Below are 21,885 nucleotides of genomic sequence, written 5' to 3'. Positions count from 1 at the left end.
GCGATGCTTCAGACATGGTGGGAATTGTTTTGGGGATTTTTTGTAGCCAATATCTTGGGATACGGGGGCGGCCCCGCCTCCATTCCATTAATGCAGGAAGAAGTGGTCAACCACTACAAGTGGATGACCACCGAGCAATTCGGTGATGTACTCGCCATCGGTAATGCACTTCCCGGTCCAATCGCGACCAAAATTGCCGCATTTGTCGGTTATCAGGTAGCTGGCTGGTTTGGCGCATTCATCGCCAGTTTTGCCACAGTTGTACCTTCTGCTGTCGCGTTAATTCTGCTGCTTCGTTTACTGAACAAGCATCGCACTTCACCAAAGGTGAAAGGGATGACGTTGCTCGTACAACCGGTTATTGCTGTACTTATGATCTTACTTACATGGGAATTCGGTCAGGTATCCACCAATTCCATCGGCATTTGGCAGACACTGATCATTGCAGGGATCTCGCTTTGGGTCATGACCAAGACCAAGCTGCATCCAGCCATCCTCATCGTCATTGCTTTTGCATACGGTGCGCTGGTTCTGTCTCATACGATGTAATTCATTGATTATTTAGATTGGGGGAACGTCTTGGAACAATGTGTTGTTATATCTGATATGGATATATGCACAAGTGCCGGGGCGTTTCTTTTTTGTATTGTTGGTTTTTTTGTGTTTTTCCCATTAAAAAAACGGTGATGCCAGCATTTAAGCTGTCATCACCGTACATAAAATTGCTTGTTTTACCTTCGTACTTGAAGATATTATTTTGCTTCAACGACTACAGTCACTTTGGTTTTCACACCTGCATAAGTCACGGTAATGGTTGCTTTACCCTTACCATTGGCCTGAATGATACCATCTTTCACCGATGCTGTTGCAATACGGGAAGATTTCCAAAGTGCCGGCTTGGATACGTTCGCTTCGCTGCCATCGGCATACGTTGCTGTAGCAACCAGGGTTGCCTTGTCACCAGGCTTCATGGTCAGGGTTACTTTATCGGTTTGCAAATATTTCAGTGTATCTACATCGACTGCAATGGTTACCGTCTTGCTGCCGTACTTGGCTGTAATTTTTGCTTTACCTGAACCTGTCGCTTTTACTTTACCTTTGGTTACCTGAGCTACTTTGTAGCTGTTGGTTTTCCATTCCGCTTTGTCCGTGACATCACGCTCACTGCCATCGCTCAGATATGCGGTAACCGTAAGATCAGCGGAATCACCGGTTTTCAGGGAAAGAGCCGGTTCCGATGCTTCAATGCGTGAAATAACGTCCACTTCAACCTGAATGGTCACTTTGTTGGAACCATATTCAGCCGTGATATTGGCTTTACCGCTGCTGTTCGCAGTGATAACCCCTTTTTTCACGTCGGCTACGCGGGAATTGCTTGATTTCCATGTTGCATCGGATGACACGTCCTTGGTCAAGCCATCTTCATCCGTTGCTGTGAGTACGATTTGCTGTGTTTCCTTGGAGGACAACACCACAAAGTTCACATCTGCCTCCAGCCCACTAGCCATGCCTACTTCAACAGGCAAAGTTAACGTTTTACCTTCAATTTTGGCTGTGATGGTTACTTTACCTGTTGCAATACCCGTCACGACACCTTTACTGTCCACTTCAGCGAGTTTCTCACTGCTGCTGCTCCAATCCGCATCTTCGGACACGTCTTTGGATGTATCACCGTATACGGCCAATACTTTCACAGATAATGTACCACCAATGGCTACAGAACCTTTTTTCTTGTCCATTTCATACTTGTCTGGAACGTCTACATTCACTGTGAATTTAACGGTTTTGCCGCCGTATGCCGCAGTGATGGTCGCTGTTCCAGATTTATAGGCGATCAGCTCGCCGCCAGATACATATACAACATCCGCATTGCTGGATGTCCAAGTTGCTTTGGAAGTTACGTTTTCTGTACTTGCATCAATATATTCTGCATTGGCTACCAGTTTCTTGGTTTTGTTATCACCTGTAACACTCATAGCCAGTTTATCTTCGACACCCGCAATATCCAGATATCTTGCTGTATCAACGTCAACCGTGATTTCCACTGTTTTGCCGCTATACGTTGCCTTAATTGTCGTAGAACCCGCACCAATGGCTGTAACTTGTCCCTTGAATACCGTCGCTACCTTCTCGTTGCTGGATGTCCATGTCGCTTGATCCGTTACATTCACATCAGCACTGCTCGGGTAAGAGGCAGTCAATACTACATTTGCCGTTTTATTGGACTCGCTCAAACGGAAGAAAATGCTCTGTTTCTCCACACTCAGTTTGCTTGTCAGATCAACATCCACATCTACGGATACGGATTTCGTTCCGTATTTGGCTGTAATCTTAGCAGAACCTGCGGAGTATCCTGTAATTTCACCTTTTAATACATCTGCTACTTTTTCATTACTTGACGTCCACTCTGCCAGATCCGTTACATCTTTGGTTGTGCCATCTGGATAGGTGGCTGTCAATTTTACAGTTTCGCTTTTGTTCAAGAGCAGATTGACCTGCTTCTTGTCCACATCCACACGTTTAACAACCTCAACATTAACATCCACAGTCACGCTTTGACTGCCGACTTTACCTGTGATGACAGCTGTACCGGCGCTTTGTCCAGTAACTTTACCATTCACAACCGTTGCCACTTTCTCGTCATCGGATGACCATTCAGCTACTTTGGATGCATCTGCATTCGTCGTATTATCACTGTAAGTTGCTGTCAAAATAATGTCTTTGCTATCCCCTGTGCGCAAGTCCAGGGACTGCACGTTTTTGGAAAGGGCTTTAACCTTTTTGGTTACATTCACCTGAACCGTTTGACTCTGAGACAGATACGACGTTGTAATGGTTGCCGTACCTTCCTTTTTGGCAGTAATGGCACCATTATATACAGTCGCTATCGAAGTATCACTGCTACTCCAGGAAGAACTGATGGTTACGTTAGCCGATGTATTGTCGGTATATACTCCTGTCACCGTAACCGAACTGGAATCACCCACTTCGAGCGACAGCTCATTTTTGGAAACTACAATTTTGGACAGTTCTTTATCTGCCGCAGCGGCCAAGCCTACGTTGGAAATACTCAGCACCAATACCAGCATCATCACCATGTACTTGGTCAATCTTGGCTTTAACATCATTTCCCCCCGATTCTTTTCATTTTGTTCCTTAGTTTAATGTCGGCAAGTTCTTTCCAGATGTTTAGACTTTCAGGGAATTTTCAGGGGATTTCGTGGAATTCATTCATCCGAACTATCGATTTCCAAATGATTCATACCTGCAAATATTACGCATAACCTATGTATAGTCACTATTTTGAATTCATTTATATGATCGGGGGAGAAACATGAGTCAGCCTTTTGACTACAAAGGATATTGGGAACAAACGTATAGCTCAGGCGAGACATCCGGAAGGGGTTCGTATGGCGTACTGGCTGAATTCAAGGCAGAGGTCGTAAATGGACTGATTCAGCGTGAGGGTATTTCCAGCGTCATTGAATTTGGATGCGGGGATGGCAATCAACTGCAATATATGAATTATAATACGTATCTAGGTGTCGATGTAGCCGGCTCGTCGGTGCGTCTATGCGCCTCCAAGTTTGCTAACGATACCTCCAAGAGTTTCATGTTATATACACCAGGTCTGTGGATTAACCGCGGTTTCCTTCAAGCTGATCTCACCGTGTGTCTGGATGTGCTCTATCATATTACGGATGAAACGGATTTTCGCAATACACTCTACGACATTCTGCACTCTTCGTCAGGGTGGGTTGTGTTGTACACTCGTTTGAAAGAAAACGGTAATCCAGGAGTTAGCACCATTCAGGACCGAAATATTTTTGACTATCTGTTCGACTATCCCGAATTCAAAGTACATGAAATTATTCCTCAGCGGTATCCCGACCAGTCCTCGGCCGACTTTGTCATCTTAAGACGCACACCCGGCATCGAAAATAAATCGGTCTGAGACCAAGGGTGTGCTCCGCCTCCAAGACAGGAATACCCTTTCCCACTAGGAGGCAGGCACACTCGAACGGCTGTATGGTGGGTCGCCTACTCATGCAACTCACGCATACTCGCCGCTTGAAGTGTGACATTCCTGATTCCCTGATTCTCGTTTCTCTAAAATAAACCCGGGCGGCCACGCAGCTTCGCCAGCGCCTCCATATAGAAATAATCGCCGTATATAATCGGCACATTCAAGCCACGACCCTCTGGATAATGCACCGTGCCCTGCATAATTAGACCTTCTTCCGCTGCCGTCTCACCGGAGCTGTAGTTCTCATGCATCCCGCGGAGGATACGCTCTGCCGCGGCTGCATATTCCTCGCCGCGCGGCGACAGCTTCGCCAGCTCCAACAGGCCGCTTGCGGCAATCGCCGAAGCGGACGAGTCCCACGCCACCTGATGCTCGGCAGGTGCGCGGAAATCCCACACCGGCACGATCTCTTCGCCAAGCATGGCGAGGAAGAAATCGGCCGCCCGCTCCGCTGTCTCCAGATAGCCGGCTTCGCCCGTATACCGGAAAGACAGCGCAAACCCATGCAACGCCCAGGCGGTACCCCGCGCCCAGGCCGAACCTGGCGCATGGCCCTGCCCGCCATGCTCCTGCAGCTTCTGCCCCGTGAGTGGATCGAACTCCACCACATGGCAGATGGACCCGTCAGCGCGGACGAATTCGCGCGCCACGGTGTCCGCATGCGCTTCCGCCAGGCAGCGGAAGCGCGGGTCGCCGCTCTGCTCGGAAGCCCAGTAGAGCAGCGGCAAGTTCATCATGCTGTCAATGATGGCTACGCCGCGCGTATCCATGGTTGACGAGCTGAAGTTCCAGGCGCGGATGAATTCACCGCGCACGTTAAAGCGGGCAGCGAGCAGATTGGCGGCGAGCATTCCCCGCCGCCGGCCATCTGCGCTGCCGGTCTGGCGGTAGTTGGCTACGCCACTAAGCAGCCAGATGAACCCGAGATCGTGATCCACCGATTCGGGATCACGCAGACAACCTTCCAATTGCCGCTCACAACTTTCGGCAATGCGGGATAACGGAGCGAAAGCTTCGTTTTCCGGCGACTCGCCATAGACAAGCCATAACAGCCCCGGCCAGAAGCCGGCGGTCCACCATTCGGGATCATTCCGGTCATATATGCCCTGCGGGGCGGTGTGCGGAAATGTATCCTTGATGCGCTTCGCGTTGCGAATCGTTTTGGCCGCTCCTTGCCGCCATGCTTCCTCCAGCCATTTTACTGATGTTGATGTATTCATAAATCTATCCCTCCTCTAATCAATGCACTACACCCAATCTGATCGTAAACGTTATACTTCGTCCACCGCTCACTTCCATTCGTGCTTCCTTCAGCAGCCCATTGCGGGATGCCACCGGCTGTTGCTTGAGCTGAATGATGGCTCCTTCATCCAGCACAGTGGATTCCACATAAGCTCCCCGGTACTCGCTGCGCACAGCCTGCTTGGAATGAGTGATGACAGCCTGCTCGCGGCCGTCACTGAACATCAATGGAATGAGTGCTCCGACAGCCTCAAGCTCACCGTCGAATTCATATGTCACAGTAAGCAAATCCGCCTGCTGTACATAACGGGTGCTCAGTGAATCGAGCCCGATTAGTGGGCCGAGCCATGTCACTGTAAATGCATTGGCCTGTTCCTGATGCTTCCCGTCATCTTCCTCTGGGGAGGCTGAATCATCTCGGACCTCTCGATCTACCGTTTCAAGCAAAATCGAACCTCCGCCATCGGCAGGATTAATCCCGGCATCCCGGTCATAATCAGCACCTGACGGAATACCCTCGGCAAGACTGTGCCAGTTCCCATCTGCCGTCTTCCAGACAGGACAATAGCTCAGCGGACTAACTTCCCCTTCCGCAAACTCTGTGAATCCAGATTGCACATGTCCAGCAGCGGATGGACCGATCAGCCCTGACAATCCCGCCTGTTGTATGCGCACGAGACCGGGAACCGTGTATGGATCATTCATAGCTGTATGCAGAATCATTTGTTGACCTGGTACCGAGGCAATGATCGTTTCAAACCATCCATCGGTCTGCAACACCCGGTTGCCTAACTCGGAAGGAAGGTATATTTCCGTTACATCTTCACCAGGATCGCTAAGGCAGGCATGGGCCAGCGCTGCTGCCGTCCACAGATTATAACCCGTATGATTCGTATAGATTTCGTAGCCATGACGTGCCTCAGGTGCATACTCGTTGCGAACTATTTTCAGACGCCCATCATCCATCTTCCAGCGCTCCACAGCTTCGAAACACCGATTGGCAGCACGAGCGAACGCCCCAGCCATCACCCAATCTCCAGCCTGTAAGGCCTGTGTTGCATGGGTAGAACATACGTAGGCCGCTGCCGCTTCATTCCATTGATGTTGGGAGCTGCGTCCACGCGGAGGAATCTCCCCCAGCGGTGACAGTGTAAGCAGCGTACTGAATGCACCATGACGTAATTGTTCCTTTAACTCACCAGCGCAGGCCCCCTCATAACCCGCTTCAAGCATGACATCCAGATGATAGCGCGTTGCAATATCATAGGAAAATGGACAATTGGGTCGATCCAGCGGCCCGTCCTGATATAGTCCAAGCGCCGTAAATCGTGGCAGATGATACAGATTCAGATAACGGTCCATCCAATCCGTACCCTCACTGGCGAGATGTTCCCTCAAGCGCAGATATTCTCCCGAGATCATGATGGCGTTCCAGTTAATCATGCGATTGGGATTGTTCATTTTTCTCATTGTAAAAACATAATCTTGTTCTGGCTGTATCTTCTTAAGAGCCTCTGCCCAGACCTTTGCTTGCTCAGGCATATGCGGCTTCAACAGGATGTAAGCTCTCATCATCAACACAGGGAAAAAGTCCGGGTGATGATCCGGTGCACAACCCTTCACAACAACATCTATACTGTGTGACAGGGCCGATGCGGCCGAAGCAAGCAGGTCCATATGTCCCGCTTGAACAAGAACCGATGCAGCCATTGCATATGCTGGTGTGGAATAATATCGCTCGGCCTCCGAGAACGGATCAATAATGGCGCCACTACTGTCCTGGTAAGGTGTATAAGCCCGAACAACACTCTCCACAAGGGCCAATTTGCGAGCCTGATTCCAACCATCTGATGGGGCAGGCCCCGCCTTTTCCGCCAGTGTACGATAATTTTCGAGAGCATCTCTCCATGGATACATTGATGCGGCTGTATACTTACTCACGTATGCTCACCTCCATCTTTCACTTTGGTTCAATCGTGAATTTCAGCTCACACATCGTCTCCAGCAGATCGGTTTCATCACTTCCCGCACTGGAGTTATCCGACTGCTCTCGCCATTCAAGTGATGTCCGATAGAATGTAACTGGCACATTGTCATGATCAACCGTATTAATGATCTCTATGTCAGCCTGCCATTGGTTTGCATCATACGTCATACAGACCGTTGCTCGTTCGCCATGCCATTGAATCTGCCCCTCATGTACGATCTCAGGTACCTTTCTGCTCATAAACCGCTCCGTCACATTCGACCGATTCAATTCGCCCACCGAATTTAACGTGCTTGATGAAGACGCCGCTCTGTTTTTCCATTGAAATCGATCCTTCAGACGCAGTTCTGCTACGCTCCCGGCATCATTAGCAGAACCGCTCCAATGCAGCTGGCGTGTATAACGAGCGAGCGAAGTTGCTTCAGGATAAGCTGCTGTCAGTTCCAAGCAGGTATCCAGTGTACGGTCATCGTCCGAAACCGTCGCCTCAAGAATCTGTGCTTGCGCCTCGCGCCCTGAGCTCTGCTCCTTCCCCTCAATCCGCGGCACGCTATGCCCGGCCGAACTAATGTGGAACAATCGCTCTCTGCCCGGAGCAAAATAGGCTTGTGTATACAGCCCTGCTCCCGGATCACAAAGAATGTTTTCGCCACCACAATGAATCATAAATTGCCCCAGATCATTATGGTTATGGGGTTCATCGTTATGCCCGGCTTTGACGGAAAAAGCAACAGCGAGAGGTTTATCTCCGGTAAGTTCAGCGCTTGGAGAATCAAGTGCTCCCTTCGCAATCATCCAGCCCAAATCTTCCAAAATGATCACTCGTTCCGCCGGAACAGCCCCCTTTTCTTGCAGGTACATTGCCGGACTGCTCCACATCACGTTGCGCAGCAGGTGAGCCCAACGATGACAGGGATCATCGGTAAACAAAGGAATATGAAACGGCAGATCGATCTGTATACCGAAACGAGATGCCAGAAGTGAGAGCAAGCCCGAAGGAATCTCTTGCTGCTCCGCACTATCCGAATAATTCACGAAGGTTCCCCCCGACAGATGAACCCGCAGTGGGAAGGCTGCTATCGCCGCTATCTTTGAACCATTCAGCAGATCCAACTCACCTTTACTGTATTCGCGTAGCATGTCGGCATAATAGACGAAATAGCCGAACCCATACACCCAGTAACCAATGCCTTCTGCACAGCCACCATCCATGCCATATCCACTCAGAAATGCCTGCATGGATCGAATCGCCTGACCAACCGATTCCGTCAGAATCGCTTCTTCCTCCAGCAGTAATAGTCCAGCCATGCCACAGCATCCGCTGCACACAGCAGACCAGTTATGCTCTGCATCTTGCCAGTGATAGGTACGTTGTTCCCGATAGAGCGGTGTGAAGATGCGCCGCTCGGCCTCAGCCCTAATCCGCTGAATGATAAGTGTATCCAGTCGATCCGCGTGAATCGTCACGATTTCGGCCAGCATATGTACCGTCTCCGCGGCAAACAGATCAATATTACCGTTGACCTGTTCCACTCCCCCTGAACCCAAATGTGCAGGCAAACACCATGTATACTCACCACATACATCCCACAACATATCTTCCAATGTCTCTATCCATCTCGGCACATTCGAATCCACAGCAAGCAGCGCTATTGCCGCCATACGTCCCCTGCGTTCAAAGTACGCATCCTCATACAACTTTCGTTCCCCTATATCCCCAAACTTCCGATAAAGACCGAATGACAGCGAAGGCAAGCTTTCGTTCAGAGCACGTTCCCCATAGCTGCTCAGATCTGTGTAAAAAGAAGCTAGCTCTGGTTGCAATAATGCCTTTCCAATGGCATTGATAGAGCAGATTGAGGGTGCTGCTGAAGCAAGCAGAAGCTGCTGACTCCTATTTCTGTCTCGTACCATCCGAGGTACTGCCTGCTGAATGACCGTAGAATCCGGGATGCAGATGGAGCTGACTTTACTTTGATTGGTGTTTTCCATTGAATTCACCCTAATCTATATGGAATACGAAACCTTCATTATATGTAACCGATTTCATTTTACCGGATAATGCTGTACATTTGAAGAGTTATCCATCATATCCAACCAAATTAACCACAGAATTCCTGTCCCAATATAAAAAAACGAAGAACCCCTCAGGGTTCCTCGTTGCATTCAGCTTTTTAGCTCAAACTGGATATTTCTAATTCTATTAACCAATCGCAAGTGGAGAATTCTGTACAACGGACAGCCATTGACGGGCAATCAGCTCATGACCCGCTGCGGTTGGATGCACACCATCCCATAACCAGTAGGCTGCGTCAGCTTGTTCGAGAGCATCGTTGAACGTTTGCTGCAAAGGTACCCAGACCGCCCCGAACTCACTTGCGAGTTCACGGACCAGATTTTGATACTGCCCGATACGCGCCTGCCAAGTATCCCAAAGCTCCACTGTAGCTCCCGTTTTAAGAATGAACGGCTCCATTAAAATCAGCCCGGTATTCGGCATTACTTCCCGTGTTTCCTCCAGCAAATGACGATATGCACGTCCAAGACGATCCGTCACTCCACTAGGTTCGCCATTCATGGTACGCCATGCATCATTAACACCAATTAGAATGCTAATCAGATCCGGCTTCAAACTAAAAGTATCCTCGTTCCAACGTGCATAAAGATCAGAAGCGCGGTCCCCGCTAATCCCTCTGTTGTAGAACGTTGGCTGTTTGGCTGCCAGTTCCACACCCAGTTTGCTTGAGATCAGATAAGCATAGCCATGCCCGAGAAAATGATTCGGATCGTCATTGCGCGATCTTCCGCCGTCTGTAATGGAATCTCCCTGAAAAAGTATAACGGATGAATGTGTACTCATAATCAAAACCGTTCCTTCCTGTATTTGACACTCCCACCCCTAAAGGGGCAAGATCACTAAAGTGATTGGGATTCTTAGCTAAGCTTAACGTCCTCATTTCATTTCTGCTTTGGACAGATGCTAAGATTAGGGTATGCCATTACCCCTCCTAAGACAGTGCATATAGCACCTTAGGCTGATTGACTGTTACCGCCAATCACAGTTGCGTAGCGAATATTCATCGCCCCAACGATATCACGATGTTTCTTGAATCCACATGGGCACTTATATCTTCTATCTTGCGCCTTGTTCTTTTTTGAACATTCTGGACAGGTTTGACTTGAATATGCAGGGTTCACATATTCCACTTTGATCCCTGCCATATTTGCTTTGTATTCAATGAATTGTGCCAAACGGTAGAATGACCATGTGTGTAGATTCTTTTCGTTTTTACGACTTGTTCTTGTCGTCTGCCTAATATTCGTTAGTTGCTCTAAGCGAATGACAGAAGTCTTATTTTCGACTGCGAAATGAACGATTTCACGGCTGACTTTGTGGTCTTTGTCTTTCATCCATCGTTGTTCTTTATCATCTAACTTGCGAATAGCGTTCACTTTCTTTTGTTTTCCTAGCTTTTGACGAACACTACGAAACTTCCGTTTCTTGTATTTGTTTTCTCGCCCATTCCCAAAGAAGCGAACGTGATCATTATCCGTGATGGCTACGGCAGGGACTTTCAACCCTAAATCAACGCCCAAAATCCGCATACCCGTTTTTTCAGTTGTTGGCATGGTGACAGCAATTTGGGCTACCCATTTACCTGAGCTTTTCGTGACACGGAGCGTACCAAGTTTATGCTTCAAAAGGTCAACGTTTCGATGGTCTTTATCGATGGACAATGCACGAATTTTTAAACGCTTAGATTTTCCCTCTACCATGAATGGAATGGAAATGTGTGTGAAGTCAAGAGAATAGTTTTGGTTATTCCATACGCAAATCGGTTTCTTTAGGATCGGTATGATTGCGTATTTACTTTTCTTAACTTTGGTAGAGAATACACTATTCGCATCTTTAATCGCTTGATTTTTTACTGCACTTGGTAGATTAGCAGGAATGTCTTTTGTTGTCTTCTTCAACCTTTTCTTTTCTTCTACCATCTCGGCCACGAGTGTATTAACAACTCGGATATATTCATGACTACTTTGTTGCAATAGTTGGATCTGCTCTGTAGTCGGCAGCAGCTTTAACTTAACCGTTATGGTCTGAGATATATACTTCACCCCCTTGTCTTTTGTTGTTCAACATAACGCTTGATGGTCTCACTTGATACATTTCCAGCGGTAGAAACAAAATAGGAACGTGTCCACAAACTGGGCAAATGCAGAAGGTGTGGAAACTCTTCTCGTAGTTTTTTTGATGTGACTCCTTTTATTTTTGCCATGATATCAGCAGGGCTTAATGTTGGAAGTGCATTGAGAAACATATGTGTATGGTCTTTGTCGCATTCAATGGCAACAGTCACAATTTTAAGCTCTGCACATACCTCATGCACCAATTCCTTGAAGCGCTGTTCTACCTCTAATTTGAGAAATATCTTTCTCCTGTATCGTGGGCAGAACACAAAATGATAGTTCAACAAAGATACGGTTGTGTTTGTTCTTCTATATTCATTCATATCTATATTGTATCAGTTTAATAGATGAATTGAAACAAGCAAAAAAAATTAAGAACGCAGACATTTCGGATACTTGAAGCATCACAATAGTGATACTCCGTATTCGACCTCACTTTCATCCCACATCTAAAGAATTAGGCTTTCTCGTTCGGGGATTCTGTAATCAATATTTTGTGCTTCAAGTTGCTCATGGATTTAGCTCCCTTCGCTCTATTACGATCCTATAGAACATTATTAACCGTTAGAGCGAAGGATTTACCTGATCCAATAAAGGCTCCCGTATATTAACCCATCAAATACCGCAGAATCATCATCGCCACAATACCGACAAGTACGGTTCCGAGCAGACTTCGTGTCCAGATTGCTACAGCAATCGTAGGCAGTGCTGCCCATAGGGCTGGATTGTGTGTAATCGGCACCAACTGGTTGTCCGCCATAAACAGTTCCTGACCGATCAGTGCCGCCATGACCGCCACGGGTACATATTCAAGCCAGCGTAACAGCCACATCGGTATCTGTATTTTACTGAACAGCATGAGCGGCAATACGCGCGGGATGAACGTTAACAAAGCCGAACCCATTATAATCCAGAATACATCCCATCTTACTTCCATCGTTCCATCACTACTCCCATCGTTGCCGCAATGACCGCAGCCACAATGACACTCATGCTGCCAAGTGAAGCCATGCTGGCGAAGATTACACAGACAACGGCGATGATCGCCACATTGATGTGTAATTTTTTATTTTTGCGCTGCATCAGCTGAAGCACTACCAGACCTATAAACATTGCAGGCAGGGCAAAATCAAGTCCAAGCCGCTCGGGATTGGTTATCCAGCGTCCAAAGTAAGCCCCCGCCATATTCGCCACAAACCAATTCAGGTATGCTGTAATGTTCAGACCGTGCATCCAGCGCTCACTCAACGTTTTCCGGCCAATCGCTCGCGTCATCGCCACGCCAAAGGACTCGTCGGTAAGCAGCGAGCCGATCCACATATTTTTAAGCGGCGTCAGATGACGAAAGTACGGTGATACGGCTGCACTCAGCAGCAGATGGCGAAGATTCACAAAGAATATGGTGAAAATGATAGCAGTCGCTGAACCACTCGAGGCAAGCATGCCTGCGGCAATAAACTGAGCCGATCCAGCGTATACAATCAGACTGAGCAGAGCCGTTTCCGCCAAACTTAAGCCTGCCGTCATTTCAATGACACCCGCTGCAAACCCAATACTTAAATATCCAAGCAGTGTTGGAATACAGTCCTTAACCCCTTGCATAAATGTAGCATCATCCAGCACCTCTTCAGTATTTGCGGGCCCGGATGTCAGTGGTATGGATTTATCCAAATCCGGTTCATCCCCTCTCCATGTCATCCACATCATGTAGATTACTTTTAATTTAGAAATATACCACAGGATGAGACATTCAGGGAAAGACAGATTCACTTTTACAGAACAGATCCGTTCCGAGCGTTCATAAACCGTTGATTAACGATAAATCACCAACGAGAAAAAGACTGAAGGGTTTCACCCCCACAGTCTTCTTCTAGAAATGCTATTGAACTATAACTTGAATTTCTCAATCAGGCTTTGCAGATCTTCAGCCATGCGAGACAATGCCGCAGAAGAAGCTGCAACCTCTTCCATCGTAGCCAGCTGCTCCTGCGCAGCAGCTGAACCATCTTCGGTTCCTGAGGCAATTTGATTGGATAATTCAATGGTATCATTCACTTCCTTGGACACATGACTCATGCCTCCATCAATCTGACGGGAAGCTGCCGACACTTCTCCAGCTTGTGCAGCAACCAACTGCACGGCGCTACGGATATTTTGGAAGGCCTCTCCCGCCTCCGTAATCATTTGCGTACCTTTAATCATGCCTTCTCCTGTACGGGCAAAGGTAGACTGTACCGCATTCGTTTTCTCTTGCATCTCACGCATAAGTTCATTAATACGTTCAGCTGCACTGCCCGAATTGTTGGCTAGCGATTTTACTTCATTGGCAACGACAGCAAAGCCTCGACCTTGTTCACCTGCTCTTGAAGCTTCAATGGATGCGTTCAAGGCAAGGATATTGGTCTGTTTGGCGATGTTGGTAATCTCGGCCACAATCTCAACAATCTCTTCATTTTTCGCTCGAAGATCCTGAATGACAGCAGCCATGGCCTCACTCTCATTATTCACCTTCTGAATATGAGCAACCGCCTCTTCCACCGTAACCATACCCGCTTCGGACTTGGAAGATGCTTCTACAGCTATACGAGCCGTGTCTTCAGCACTCGATGAGATTTCTTTGACACCTATAGACATTTCACCGACGAGTTGGCCCGTTGCAGCAAGGCTGGCGTTTTGTTTGTTCGTTCCTGCCGCTGCATCCTGCATCAATTCGGCAACCTGTTCCGTTGCTCTGGATGTCTGTTCAGAACTCGCCATCAGCTCCTCAGAGGATGCCGCTAGCTGGCTTGATGTATCATGCACTTCGCCAAGAACGTTACGTAGCGAAGATGTCATGGTATCGAAGCTTGCCCCGAGTTGTCCAAACTCGTCACGGCGCTGTAAACCTACACGAACTGTCAGATCACCCGCGCTTACTTTGGATGCTGCTTGCGTTAGTTGCAACAATGGACGGTGAATACTGCGAATAATGAACACAAGCAGAATAATACCAATGATCAACGAGGTCCCTACCAGAGTGTAGGCACGAATCAAGATCGGTCTTACCGCATCTGCTGCTTCAGAAGGAACCATCTCACCGACAATTTTCCAGCCTGTTTCTGGATTCGTATAGAATACGGCTTCCAATTCTTGTCCATCATACGTGTACTTTACAGTTCCTTGATCTTTTTTATACATCTCATTAATGTAGCTCTCATTGGACTGCACACCGGATTCGATATTGTAATGAAACAGGAACTTCCCTCCGTTATCCAGCATATACAGTTTTCCCTTTTCACCAATATGTATCTTATCAACGGAATCTTTCAAATAATTGAGACTTACATTGGCTCCAATTACCCCTTTACCATCGGCCAGCTTGGCAGCTGCGGTGACAACCCATTCACCCGTGGTTACCGACTGGAACGTGTCCGAGATAATTGGTTCATCCTGTGACATACCCATCGTATACCAGCTGCGTTCCCGTGGATCGTAGATTTGTTGTCCGGGGTCAGGGGATTTCATCCAGCTGCCATCTTCAGCACCTGCTGTTATTACACCCAATTCTTTGTGAGCTTTGGACATACGATCCATTTGTCTCTGAACAGCTGGTGATTTATTGATAATATCTGTTGAAGTAATACCCGCTGCAAACTGCGCTGCGTTATCCTTCTCCATATCCAGCATTTGAGTAATCTGCAGACTGAGCATTTCCGTTTTGGCCTGTGCAGAAAGAATGATTTCTTCCCTGACCTGGTCTGCTGCTTTTAAATAAGACAACCATCCCACGCTAATGCTCGGTACAATCAAGAACAAGAGCAACGAAGCGATCAGACGTTTCTTAACCGTTAATGTAAACCAATTGCGAATCCTTTTCTTCATTTAAATATCCCCCATCATCATCTTCACCCCTTTTTTATCGGACAAACGTAGTAAAAATATTATGTATGGATACTAAAATGAATCGAAATTGCATTATTTTTGTTAGGGAAATAGAAAATGATGCTCACGCCTCGTTTTGACCCTCTCTGCGAGATCGTTTACAATATCTCATAAGCTGGTTATCCATGAAACGATTGGAAGGAGAGGATTCGAATCTTACGCAAGTCACATGTGCAACAACCTGTTACCAGATTATATTCATCCATGTTACGTATTCTGTTAGCCCTCATCCTTTGTGCAGGCCCTATTATGGGACAAGCCAGTTTCACGGCATCCGCGGCACAAGAGACGCAAACAGTTCACATTGAAGTGAATGGTCAAGAGCAATCGTGGAAAAATGCACCCCTTGTATACAAAGGTACAACGTATGTTCCATTGCGAGATGTGGTTACCTCTGTAAATGGCACCTTGAAGTGGGAAGCTCGTACCAAAACGGCTACGATTACCGTTGGTCGAGACAAGCTCGTTCACCAAGCTGGCAGTGACTTCATTCAAGTTAATCACGTTCGCCTGTCCTCCGGTGTGCAATCCCGCACCATTAACGGCACCCTGATGTTACCTGTCCGCGCGCTTGCCAATGCTCTCAAGGCAGATATTAAAGTGCAACGTACAGCCTCAGGGCAGATGAGTGTTAATATCCAGACGGACAAAGTGAGCCTATTAAATAGTCAAGTCGCTAGTGTAGACAGCTATTTGCGCGAAATTGATTTTCCAGGCATGGCTCTGATTGCCCGCAATGGCGAAGTGCTGCTTCGCCAAGGCTACGGACTAGCGGATGAACAGACGCTGAATCGTCCAGATCAGAAGACCAGAATTGCCTCTCTGAGCAAATCCTTCACCGCAGCCTCCATTCTCAGCTTGGTGGAAAAAGGGAAGCTCGATGTGCAAGATCCAATATCCAAGTACATCTCCGGTATACCAAAGGGAGATCAGATCACGCTCCATATGCTGTTATCCCAAACTTCAGGTATTCCATCCGCCTTTGGCAGAGGTGAAGGCACTTCATTGGAAGAAACGGTAGAGGAAATCCGGCACAAAACATTAAAATTCGAACCGGGTAGTGCCTATTTATACAGTAACAGTGGTTATGTTCTGCTGGCCTATGTTATTGAACAGGTATCTGGCATGAGTTATGCCGATTATGTAGAACAGACCATTCTGAAGCCACTCGGCATGAAGAACTCCGGAGAAGCTTCACGCAAGGTCCATACGACCAGCGGGTTTGTTTCGGAGAATAAGCAGTGGGTACCTGCCCCTTATTATGTTTCACAATCAGGTTCAGGGACGATCTACTCCACGGTGGATGATTTGCTGAAGTGGGATCGGGCACTGTACACGGACAAAATTCTAAGCCAGGATACGATTGAACAGATGTATGAGCCGTATTCGGATAAAAATTATGGCTACGCCTGGATTCTTAAGGAAAGCGATCAGAATCGTACCGTGTTCCATAACGGTAGCGGCGGTGGTTTTGCCACAGCGTTCTCACGCAATTTAACAGATGATGTTACCATTATTCTGCTCGGCAATCATGCGGGCATGGATATGACTTCGCTTATGGATAAAGTCGAGGCTAAGACAGCTCAGGCACTGAATCTGCAATAATTTTGCAATTATCCATTAGATATAGCAGAAGGGACGGTCCATTATAGGATCGTCCCTTCTGCTATATTGGTCTTCATATTCCGAATCAAACTTTCGCTTCGTTCGTCATTTAACGCCTGTCTACTTAATGGATACAGGAAGTTTCCCGGCAAAAGGAATATGCCCCATCAGCGCCCGAGCGGCGCTATCCATGGCAAGCGGCCTACTCTCGTAAGCTGCCACATACACCTGAACCTCCGGGATTGCAAGCAGATCATAGGGACTGCGGAGCGCCACAACAGCGAGCGGTTTGCCCAATTGCTGCAGCCAGCCGATCAACCTGCACTGCGGATCACCAGAGGCACTGCCTGCATTATACGTCCCCACCACAATCTGGCGAACGTCATCCTCTTCGGCAGATTGAAGCAGACGGGCAGAACGAATGGCAACCTCCTCTGGCGTGACTGTTACTTCGAACACATCCAGACCGCAGTGCGACAAAGCCGAACCTAGAGTAACCGCCTGAGTCAGCTGTTCGTCGGCAATCGTTGTCACAGATGTAGCAACCGTTATGACCAGTGTACGTTCCGGCTTCAAAGGCAGCATGTTCAGTTGGTCACGCACCAGCGTGATGCTGTTCTCACTGATTCGTCGAGCCACCTCTAGGTGTAACGGGTGGTTGCGCTCTTGGAGCTTCGCTGAAGCTGGATCAGTTGATGCCTCAGCGGAGAGAGAAGTCGACACCGAACCGTGTACTTCATCATTACCTGTGCCTATTCCCTTCTCCAGCAGGCCTCGTTTGGCCTTGTACTTCAGCAACCGGGTTACAGATTCGTCAATGCGGGCCTCGCTGATTCGCCCGCTCTGCACGGCTGCCAGCAGCGCTTCAAACGCCCCTGCTTGAAGTTGAGCTGTGTGGCTGATCAACACCAGATCTGCGCCGGCCTCTACCGCCATCACAGCTGCATCGACAGTGCCATAGTTGGCGGCAATCGCGTCCATCTCCATACAATCCGTTACAATCATGCCGTCATACCCTAGCTCCTGACGAAGCAATCCACTTAACACGGCTCGCGATAGTGTCACAGGCAGACGCTCCGGTTCCAGAGCCGGAAAATAAATATGTGCCGACATCATTGCATCAACACCTGCTTCTATGGCAGCCCGGAACGGAATCAGCTCCACACGCTCTACCCGTTCCCGATCATGGGGGATGACCGGGAGATCCAGATGCGAATCAGTATCCGTATCCCCGTGCCCCGGGAAATGTTTGGCTGTCGCTGAAATGCCAGCATCTTGGACTCCCGCAATGCTCCTGGCCCCATACGCTGCCACGGACTGCGGTGATTCCCCAAATGAACGCACACCGATTACCGGATTGGCGGCGTTGTTGTTTACATCCAGGACCGGAGCAAAGTTCATGTTAATCCCCATGGATCTCAGCTCCACCCCACTGATATAGGCTGCCTGGTATGCATCCTCGATAGAACCTGCTGCGGCAATCGCCATCTGTCCCGGCATCAGGGCGATCCCTTCGGTAATCCGGGCCACCATGCCGCCTTCCTGATCAATGGATATCCAGAGCGGCACATTACCGCTATCGACAGCAATCCGTTGCAGCCCCAACGATAGCCGCTCTACCTGCTCCGGTGACTCGACATTGCGCGCAAAATAGATTACGCCGCCAATGGGATACTTTCGCAGAAAAGCATCCACATCACCGGCAGCCTCAGTGCCATGAAATCCACAAAGCAGCATTTGTCCAATTTTCTCACGCAAGGTCATCTGTTTCAGCTTCACCGGGTATATCTCTTTTGGCTCACTCATTCCATGCCTCCTCCCCATGACAAACATCATCCGTACATTACGCGACATTCTATTGATGAATTCCATACTTTATGGGTATAGCAAAAACGGCTTACGCCGTTCCTTCCATTCCTCTGCCTCTGCATTCCATGCTTCCATCAAGCGTACTAACTCTTCACGGTCATGAATGACATCCCTGACTTTCCTGCCTCCGGTCAACAGATCAATAAAATAACGGGAACCCGGCTGTGGCGGCTCCAACCAACGAAATTGCTCCGGATAGAGCGATGCCAGTTCATGCAAAAGCACCAGACCTGTATCTACCGCCCGGAGTGCCCTGCTATCCGTCACGAAAATCCTCACACCTCCGCACAGCTCACCTGCATGTTTGGAGAAGGTTGGCGACATGTAGACCGGATGCACATGTACACCCTCCAATTTGTGTTCCCGAAAGCGTTCCGCCAGTCGTTCACCCTCAATCCAGGGGGCTCCAATCCACTCAAATGGGCGAGTCGTGCCCCTGCCCTCTGATACATTGGTGCCTTCGAACAGGCAAGTACCCGCATACACCCGCACACTGTCCAGCGTGGGCATATTGGGAGAGGGCAGCATCCAAGGAAGCTCACAATTCGTAAACTCCATGGAGCGCCGCCACCCTTCCATTGCTATCACATCCAGTTCGCAGGGCACCTCCATCTCACTGTTGACCAACAGAGCCAATTCACCGACCGTCAGTCCGGTGCGGACAGGAACACGCCAAGCGCCAACGAGTGATTCATACCCCGCGCTTAGCAGGCCGCCTTCTACCGCATCCCCGCCCAGCGGATTGGGTCGGTCCAGCACCAACAAGCGTTTGCCTGCTTCGGCACAGGCCTCCATCATGTGGAACAGAGTGGATGCATACGTGTAATAACGAACGCCCACATCCTGAATATCAAACAGCACCGTATCCACCTCAGCCAGCATCGCAGGCGTAGGCTTCTTGTGTTCCCCATAAAGGCTGAACACAGGGATGCCCAGACGTGGGTGCACCGTATCCCCGAATCGAACACCAGCTTGAAGCTCACCATCCAGCCCGTGCTCACACGCATAAAGCGCTGTAAGTTTGGCATCTGCCAACCCGGCACAAACATCCACCGTAGAGACAAAGTCGGCCGTAATACCTGTGGGGTTCGTCATCAGGCCAATACGCGCATCCGTTAACCATGGGTGGGATAACCCGCTGGATAAAAGATCAACTCCAGTTTTTACACCCATCACACATTCCCCTGGCTTATCCACCCCGTATGTTGGTGGTCATTGCCGCCAGATGTGACAGGTTCCTCTTCAGGTTCAAGCACATTAAGGGCGACCTTATGCTGATAGATGGCAAACATGCCCGCGAACAGCGCTCCGAAGCCAACAACCGTCAGCATTAGCAAAGCCGTCAGACACAGCCCCTGAAAACAGGCTCCCATCGTGTACCCCGGATGACGGAAGAATAACTTCACACTTTCCCCCATCGCCTGAATGATGCCCATGTTTTTTTGCAAAACAAGCTGCCAGGTATAGAATTGCGACATCAGCGCCATGAGGACGAAGAACGTTTGGAACATGCTCACCGCTGTGCCTGTAATCCCGCCCTGTCCGCCGTAATACCACCAGGTTGACCAGAGAATGAAGCCAAGCACGGCGAAAAGCACACCTACTGCCCCTCCCGGGATGAATCCCTTCATCGTTCCGTTCCAGATATCCTTAAGACCATTGCGGCGTTCCTTGCGTTCCAGCCTGTGATGCACGGCATAACTGACACCGAACAGGATTGGCATATAAATCACGGCCAAAAGCAGCACCGCGATTGGCAGCGGAGCAAACATCAGAATGGGTACCAGCACGATGGAGCTGACAACACTGTACAGGGCCACCGGAATAATATCCCGATAGATTTCCGCCCCCGACTTTACCAACACTTCACTCAGCTTACGCATCCCCACACTCCCTTTCTTGCAGCTCGTTTCTTATTCCCGTCCAATCGCCAGTTCCGTCTCTGGGTCAAAAAAGTGTGCCTTACGCAGGTCCAGTACAAAATTTTTGTCCATTCCTACATAAGCATGTGTTTCCGGGTGAACCTTGGCCGTAACGGTACGGGCACCCGAATGGAAATACACTAGATTCTCGGAGCCCAGATGCTCTACAACCTGAACCCGCGCATGCAGCGTATGATCTGTCGGGATATTCGGAGCGACATCGTCACCAAAAATATGCTCTGGACGCAGACCCATAATCACCGGTTTGGCTTGATAGCTCTGAAGACGAGCGAGTACATCTTCTGGCAAGGTGAATGATGCTCCGTCCACAACAACCTGCGTGCCTTCAATCCGGGCATCAATGAAATTCATTGCCGGGGAACCGATAAATCCGGCAACAAACATATTACGTGGACTCGCATACAATTCTTTCGGTGAAGCCACCTGCTGGATATCTCCATGATTCATGACCACGATTCGCTCCCCAAGTGTCATGGCCTCCACCTGGTCATGCGTGACGTATACAATTGTGGCACCGAGCCGCTTATGCAGTTCGCCCAATTCCACCCGCATCTGCACCCGCAGCTTTGCATCCAGATTGGAGAGCGGCTCATCGAACAGAAACACCTGCGGATCACGGACGATCGCACGTCCTACCGCCACACGCTGGCGCTGACCACCGGACAGCTCGCGCGGTTTGCGCTCCAGCATCGCCTCCAGCCCCAGAATGGCGGCAGCATTCTGTACCTGTTCATCAATATAGGATTTTGGTTTCTTGAGATTTTTCAGACCAAAGGACAGATTTTCACGTATCGTCATATGCGGATAAAGTGCATAATCCTGAAATACCATCGCGATATCGCGATCCTTCGGATGCAGGTCGTTCACGACCCGTTCCCCGATGACAATATCGCCACTCGTCTGTTTTTCCAGTCCCGCAATCATCCGCAGTGATGTCGTCTTGCCACAGCCCGAAGGACCCACAAAAACCACGAATTCCTTATCCTCTATAACAAAGTCCGAGCCGGCCACAGCCGTGAACGTTCCTTTATGATCGTCTTTGAATTCTTTGCGCACTTGGCGAAACTCCACGCGTGCCATAGGTAGATCCCCCTTTACGT

At 48.9% G+C, this 21,885-nt stretch carries 17 protein-coding genes; 3 read left to right on the top strand and 14 right to left on the bottom strand.

Annotation, left to right across the window (positions count from 1 at the left end; all coding sequences use genetic code 11):
- Window positions 1–3 precede the first annotated feature (3 nt).
- Window positions 4–549: a chromate efflux transporter ChrA gene (locus BLV50_RS22390; RefSeq protein WP_053780063.1), complete on the top strand. Its 546-nt coding sequence runs from the start codon at window positions 4–6 to the stop codon at window positions 547–549.
- Between the two features lie 203 nt (window positions 550–752).
- Here BLV50_RS22390 and BLV50_RS22385 read toward each other — a convergent pair whose 3' ends face one another.
- Window positions 753–3,125, bottom strand: a complete 2,373-nt coding sequence (locus BLV50_RS22385; RefSeq protein WP_090810095.1) for an Ig-like domain-containing protein — start codon at window positions 3,123–3,125, stop codon at window positions 753–755.
- 209 nt (window positions 3,126–3,334) lie between these two features.
- Here BLV50_RS22385 and BLV50_RS22380 point away from each other — a divergent pair, with 209 nt between their 5' ends.
- On the top strand, window positions 3,335–3,955 hold the full coding sequence (locus tag BLV50_RS22380) for a methyltransferase domain-containing protein (protein WP_090810093.1): 621 nt from the start codon (window positions 3,335–3,337) through the stop codon (window positions 3,953–3,955).
- 155 nt (window positions 3,956–4,110) lie between these two features.
- On the opposite strand, the gene BLV50_RS22375 is transcribed toward BLV50_RS22380, so the two are convergent.
- The 9 genes from BLV50_RS22375 to BLV50_RS22335 all read right to left on the bottom strand — a co-directional run bounded on the left by BLV50_RS22375 (window position 4,111) and on the right by BLV50_RS22335 (window position 15,308).
- Window positions 4,111–5,247: a glycoside hydrolase family 88 protein gene (locus BLV50_RS22375; protein ID WP_090810091.1), complete on the bottom strand. Its 1,137-nt coding sequence runs from the start codon at window positions 5,245–5,247 to the stop codon at window positions 4,111–4,113.
- A 19-nt stretch (window positions 5,248–5,266) separates the two neighbouring features.
- The gene (locus tag BLV50_RS22370; protein ID WP_090810089.1) at window positions 5,267–7,210 is read right to left on the bottom strand and encodes a glycosyl hydrolase; all 1,944 of its coding nucleotides are present in this window, start codon (window positions 7,208–7,210) and stop codon (window positions 5,267–5,269) included.
- Between the two features lie 19 nt (window positions 7,211–7,229).
- Window positions 7,230–9,248, bottom strand: coding sequence for a heparinase II/III domain-containing protein (locus tag BLV50_RS22365; protein WP_090810087.1), 2,019 nt, complete (start codon window positions 9,246–9,248; stop codon window positions 7,230–7,232).
- 211 nt (window positions 9,249–9,459) lie between these two features.
- On the bottom strand, window positions 9,460–10,116 hold the full coding sequence (locus BLV50_RS22360; protein WP_090810392.1) for an SGNH/GDSL hydrolase family protein: 657 nt from the start codon (window positions 10,114–10,116) through the stop codon (window positions 9,460–9,462).
- A 170-nt stretch (window positions 10,117–10,286) separates the two neighbouring features.
- On the bottom strand, window positions 10,287–11,366 hold the full coding sequence (locus BLV50_RS22355; RefSeq protein WP_090810390.1) for an RNA-guided endonuclease InsQ/TnpB family protein: 1,080 nt from the start codon (window positions 11,364–11,366) through the stop codon (window positions 10,287–10,289).
- Between the two features lie 5 nt (window positions 11,367–11,371).
- On the bottom strand, window positions 11,372–11,770 hold the full coding sequence (tnpA, locus tag BLV50_RS22350; RefSeq protein WP_090810084.1) for an IS200/IS605 family transposase: 399 nt from the start codon (window positions 11,768–11,770) through the stop codon (window positions 11,372–11,374).
- Between the two features lie 284 nt (window positions 11,771–12,054).
- Window positions 12,055–12,384, bottom strand: coding sequence for an AzlD domain-containing protein (locus BLV50_RS22345; protein ID WP_063568025.1), 330 nt, complete (start codon window positions 12,382–12,384; stop codon window positions 12,055–12,057).
- A complete protein-coding gene (locus BLV50_RS22340; protein ID WP_063568035.1) occupies window positions 12,375–13,049 on the bottom strand; it encodes an AzlC family ABC transporter permease in 675 nt (224 codons plus the stop codon). The genes BLV50_RS22345 and BLV50_RS22340 overlap by 10 nt, the downstream gene beginning before the upstream one ends.
- Window positions 13,050–13,334: 285 nt before the next feature.
- A complete protein-coding gene (locus BLV50_RS22335) occupies window positions 13,335–15,308 on the bottom strand; it encodes a methyl-accepting chemotaxis protein (RefSeq protein ID WP_063568024.1) in 1,974 nt (657 codons plus the stop codon).
- A 309-nt stretch (window positions 15,309–15,617) separates the two neighbouring features.
- Here BLV50_RS22335 and BLV50_RS22330 point away from each other — a divergent pair, with 309 nt between their 5' ends.
- Window positions 15,618–16,973, top strand: a complete 1,356-nt coding sequence (locus BLV50_RS22330; RefSeq protein ID WP_063568023.1) for a serine hydrolase domain-containing protein — start codon at window positions 15,618–15,620, stop codon at window positions 16,971–16,973.
- 120 nt (window positions 16,974–17,093) lie between these two features.
- Here the strand turns inward: BLV50_RS22330 and nagZ are convergent, their stop codons facing one another.
- The 4 genes from nagZ to BLV50_RS22310 all read right to left on the bottom strand — a co-directional run bounded on the left by nagZ (window position 17,094) and on the right by BLV50_RS22310 (window position 21,865).
- Window positions 17,094–18,779 (bottom strand): beta-N-acetylhexosaminidase, encoded by a 1,686-nt coding sequence (nagZ, locus tag BLV50_RS22325; RefSeq protein ID WP_090810082.1) that lies wholly within the window; start codon window positions 18,777–18,779, stop codon window positions 17,094–17,096.
- Window positions 18,780–18,848: 69 nt separating this feature from the next.
- Window positions 18,849–20,015 carry an exo-beta-N-acetylmuramidase NamZ family protein gene (locus BLV50_RS22320; protein WP_090810080.1) on the bottom strand — a complete coding sequence of 389 codons (1,167 nt, stop codon included), beginning with the start codon at window positions 20,013–20,015 and terminating at the stop codon, window positions 18,849–18,851.
- The gene (locus BLV50_RS22315) at window positions 20,015–20,725 is read right to left on the bottom strand and encodes a hypothetical protein (protein WP_090810078.1); all 711 of its coding nucleotides are present in this window, start codon (window positions 20,723–20,725) and stop codon (window positions 20,015–20,017) included. Before BLV50_RS22315 ends, BLV50_RS22320 begins: the two co-directional genes overlap by 1 nt.
- A gap of 30 nt (window positions 20,726–20,755) precedes the next feature.
- On the bottom strand, window positions 20,756–21,865 hold the full coding sequence (locus BLV50_RS22310; RefSeq protein ID WP_090810074.1) for an ABC transporter ATP-binding protein: 1,110 nt from the start codon (window positions 21,863–21,865) through the stop codon (window positions 20,756–20,758).
- Window positions 21,866–21,885: the final 20 nt, after the last annotated feature.

Origin of the sequence: Paenibacillus sp. 276b, assembly GCF_900107875.1 — a bacterium.
Taxonomy (GTDB): Bacteria; Bacillota; Bacilli; order Paenibacillales; family Paenibacillaceae; genus Paenibacillus; species Paenibacillus marchantiae.
This window is presented reverse-complemented; position numbering and strand designations above follow the sequence as displayed.

What these genes read in the sequence shown, in the direction of transcription:
- BLV50_RS22335 (WP_063568024.1), bottom strand. Translation starts at nt 15,308, where the DNA reads ATGAAGAAAAGGATTCGCAATTGGTTTACATTAACGGTTAAGAAACGT.
- BLV50_RS22390 (WP_053780063.1), top strand. Translation starts at nt 4, where the DNA reads ATGCTTCAGACATGGTGGGAATTGTTTTGGGGATTTTTTGTAGCCAAT.
- BLV50_RS22315 (WP_090810078.1), bottom strand. Translation starts at nt 20,725, where the DNA reads ATGCGTAAGCTGAGTGAAGTGTTGGTAAAGTCGGGGGCGGAAATCTAT.
- tnpA (WP_090810084.1), bottom strand. Translation starts at nt 11,770, where the DNA reads ATGAATGAATATAGAAGAACAAACACAACCGTATCTTTGTTGAACTAT.
- BLV50_RS22360 (WP_090810392.1), bottom strand. Translation starts at nt 10,116, where the DNA reads ATGAGTACACATTCATCCGTTATACTTTTTCAGGGAGATTCCATTACA.
- BLV50_RS22330 (WP_063568023.1), top strand. Translation starts at nt 15,618, where the DNA reads ATGGGACAAGCCAGTTTCACGGCATCCGCGGCACAAGAGACGCAAACA.
- BLV50_RS22310 (WP_090810074.1), bottom strand. Translation starts at nt 21,865, where the DNA reads ATGGCACGCGTGGAGTTTCGCCAAGTGCGCAAAGAATTCAAAGACGAT.
- nagZ (WP_090810082.1), bottom strand. Translation starts at nt 18,779, where the DNA reads ATGAGTGAGCCAAAAGAGATATACCCGGTGAAGCTGAAACAGATGACC.
- BLV50_RS22380 (WP_090810093.1), top strand. Translation starts at nt 3,335, where the DNA reads ATGAGTCAGCCTTTTGACTACAAAGGATATTGGGAACAAACGTATAGC.
- BLV50_RS22365 (WP_090810087.1), bottom strand. Translation starts at nt 9,248, where the DNA reads ATGGAAAACACCAATCAAAGTAAAGTCAGCTCCATCTGCATCCCGGAT.
- BLV50_RS22385 (WP_090810095.1), bottom strand. Translation starts at nt 3,125, where the DNA reads ATGTTAAAGCCAAGATTGACCAAGTACATGGTGATGATGCTGGTATTG.
- BLV50_RS22320 (WP_090810080.1), bottom strand. Translation starts at nt 20,015, where the DNA reads ATGGGTGTAAAAACTGGAGTTGATCTTTTATCCAGCGGGTTATCCCAC.
- BLV50_RS22340 (WP_063568035.1), bottom strand. Translation starts at nt 13,049, where the DNA reads ATGCAAGGGGTTAAGGACTGTATTCCAACACTGCTTGGATATTTAAGT.
- BLV50_RS22345 (WP_063568025.1), bottom strand. Translation starts at nt 12,384, where the DNA reads ATGGAAGTAAGATGGGATGTATTCTGGATTATAATGGGTTCGGCTTTG.
- BLV50_RS22375 (WP_090810091.1), bottom strand. Translation starts at nt 5,247, where the DNA reads ATGAATACATCAACATCAGTAAAATGGCTGGAGGAAGCATGGCGGCAA.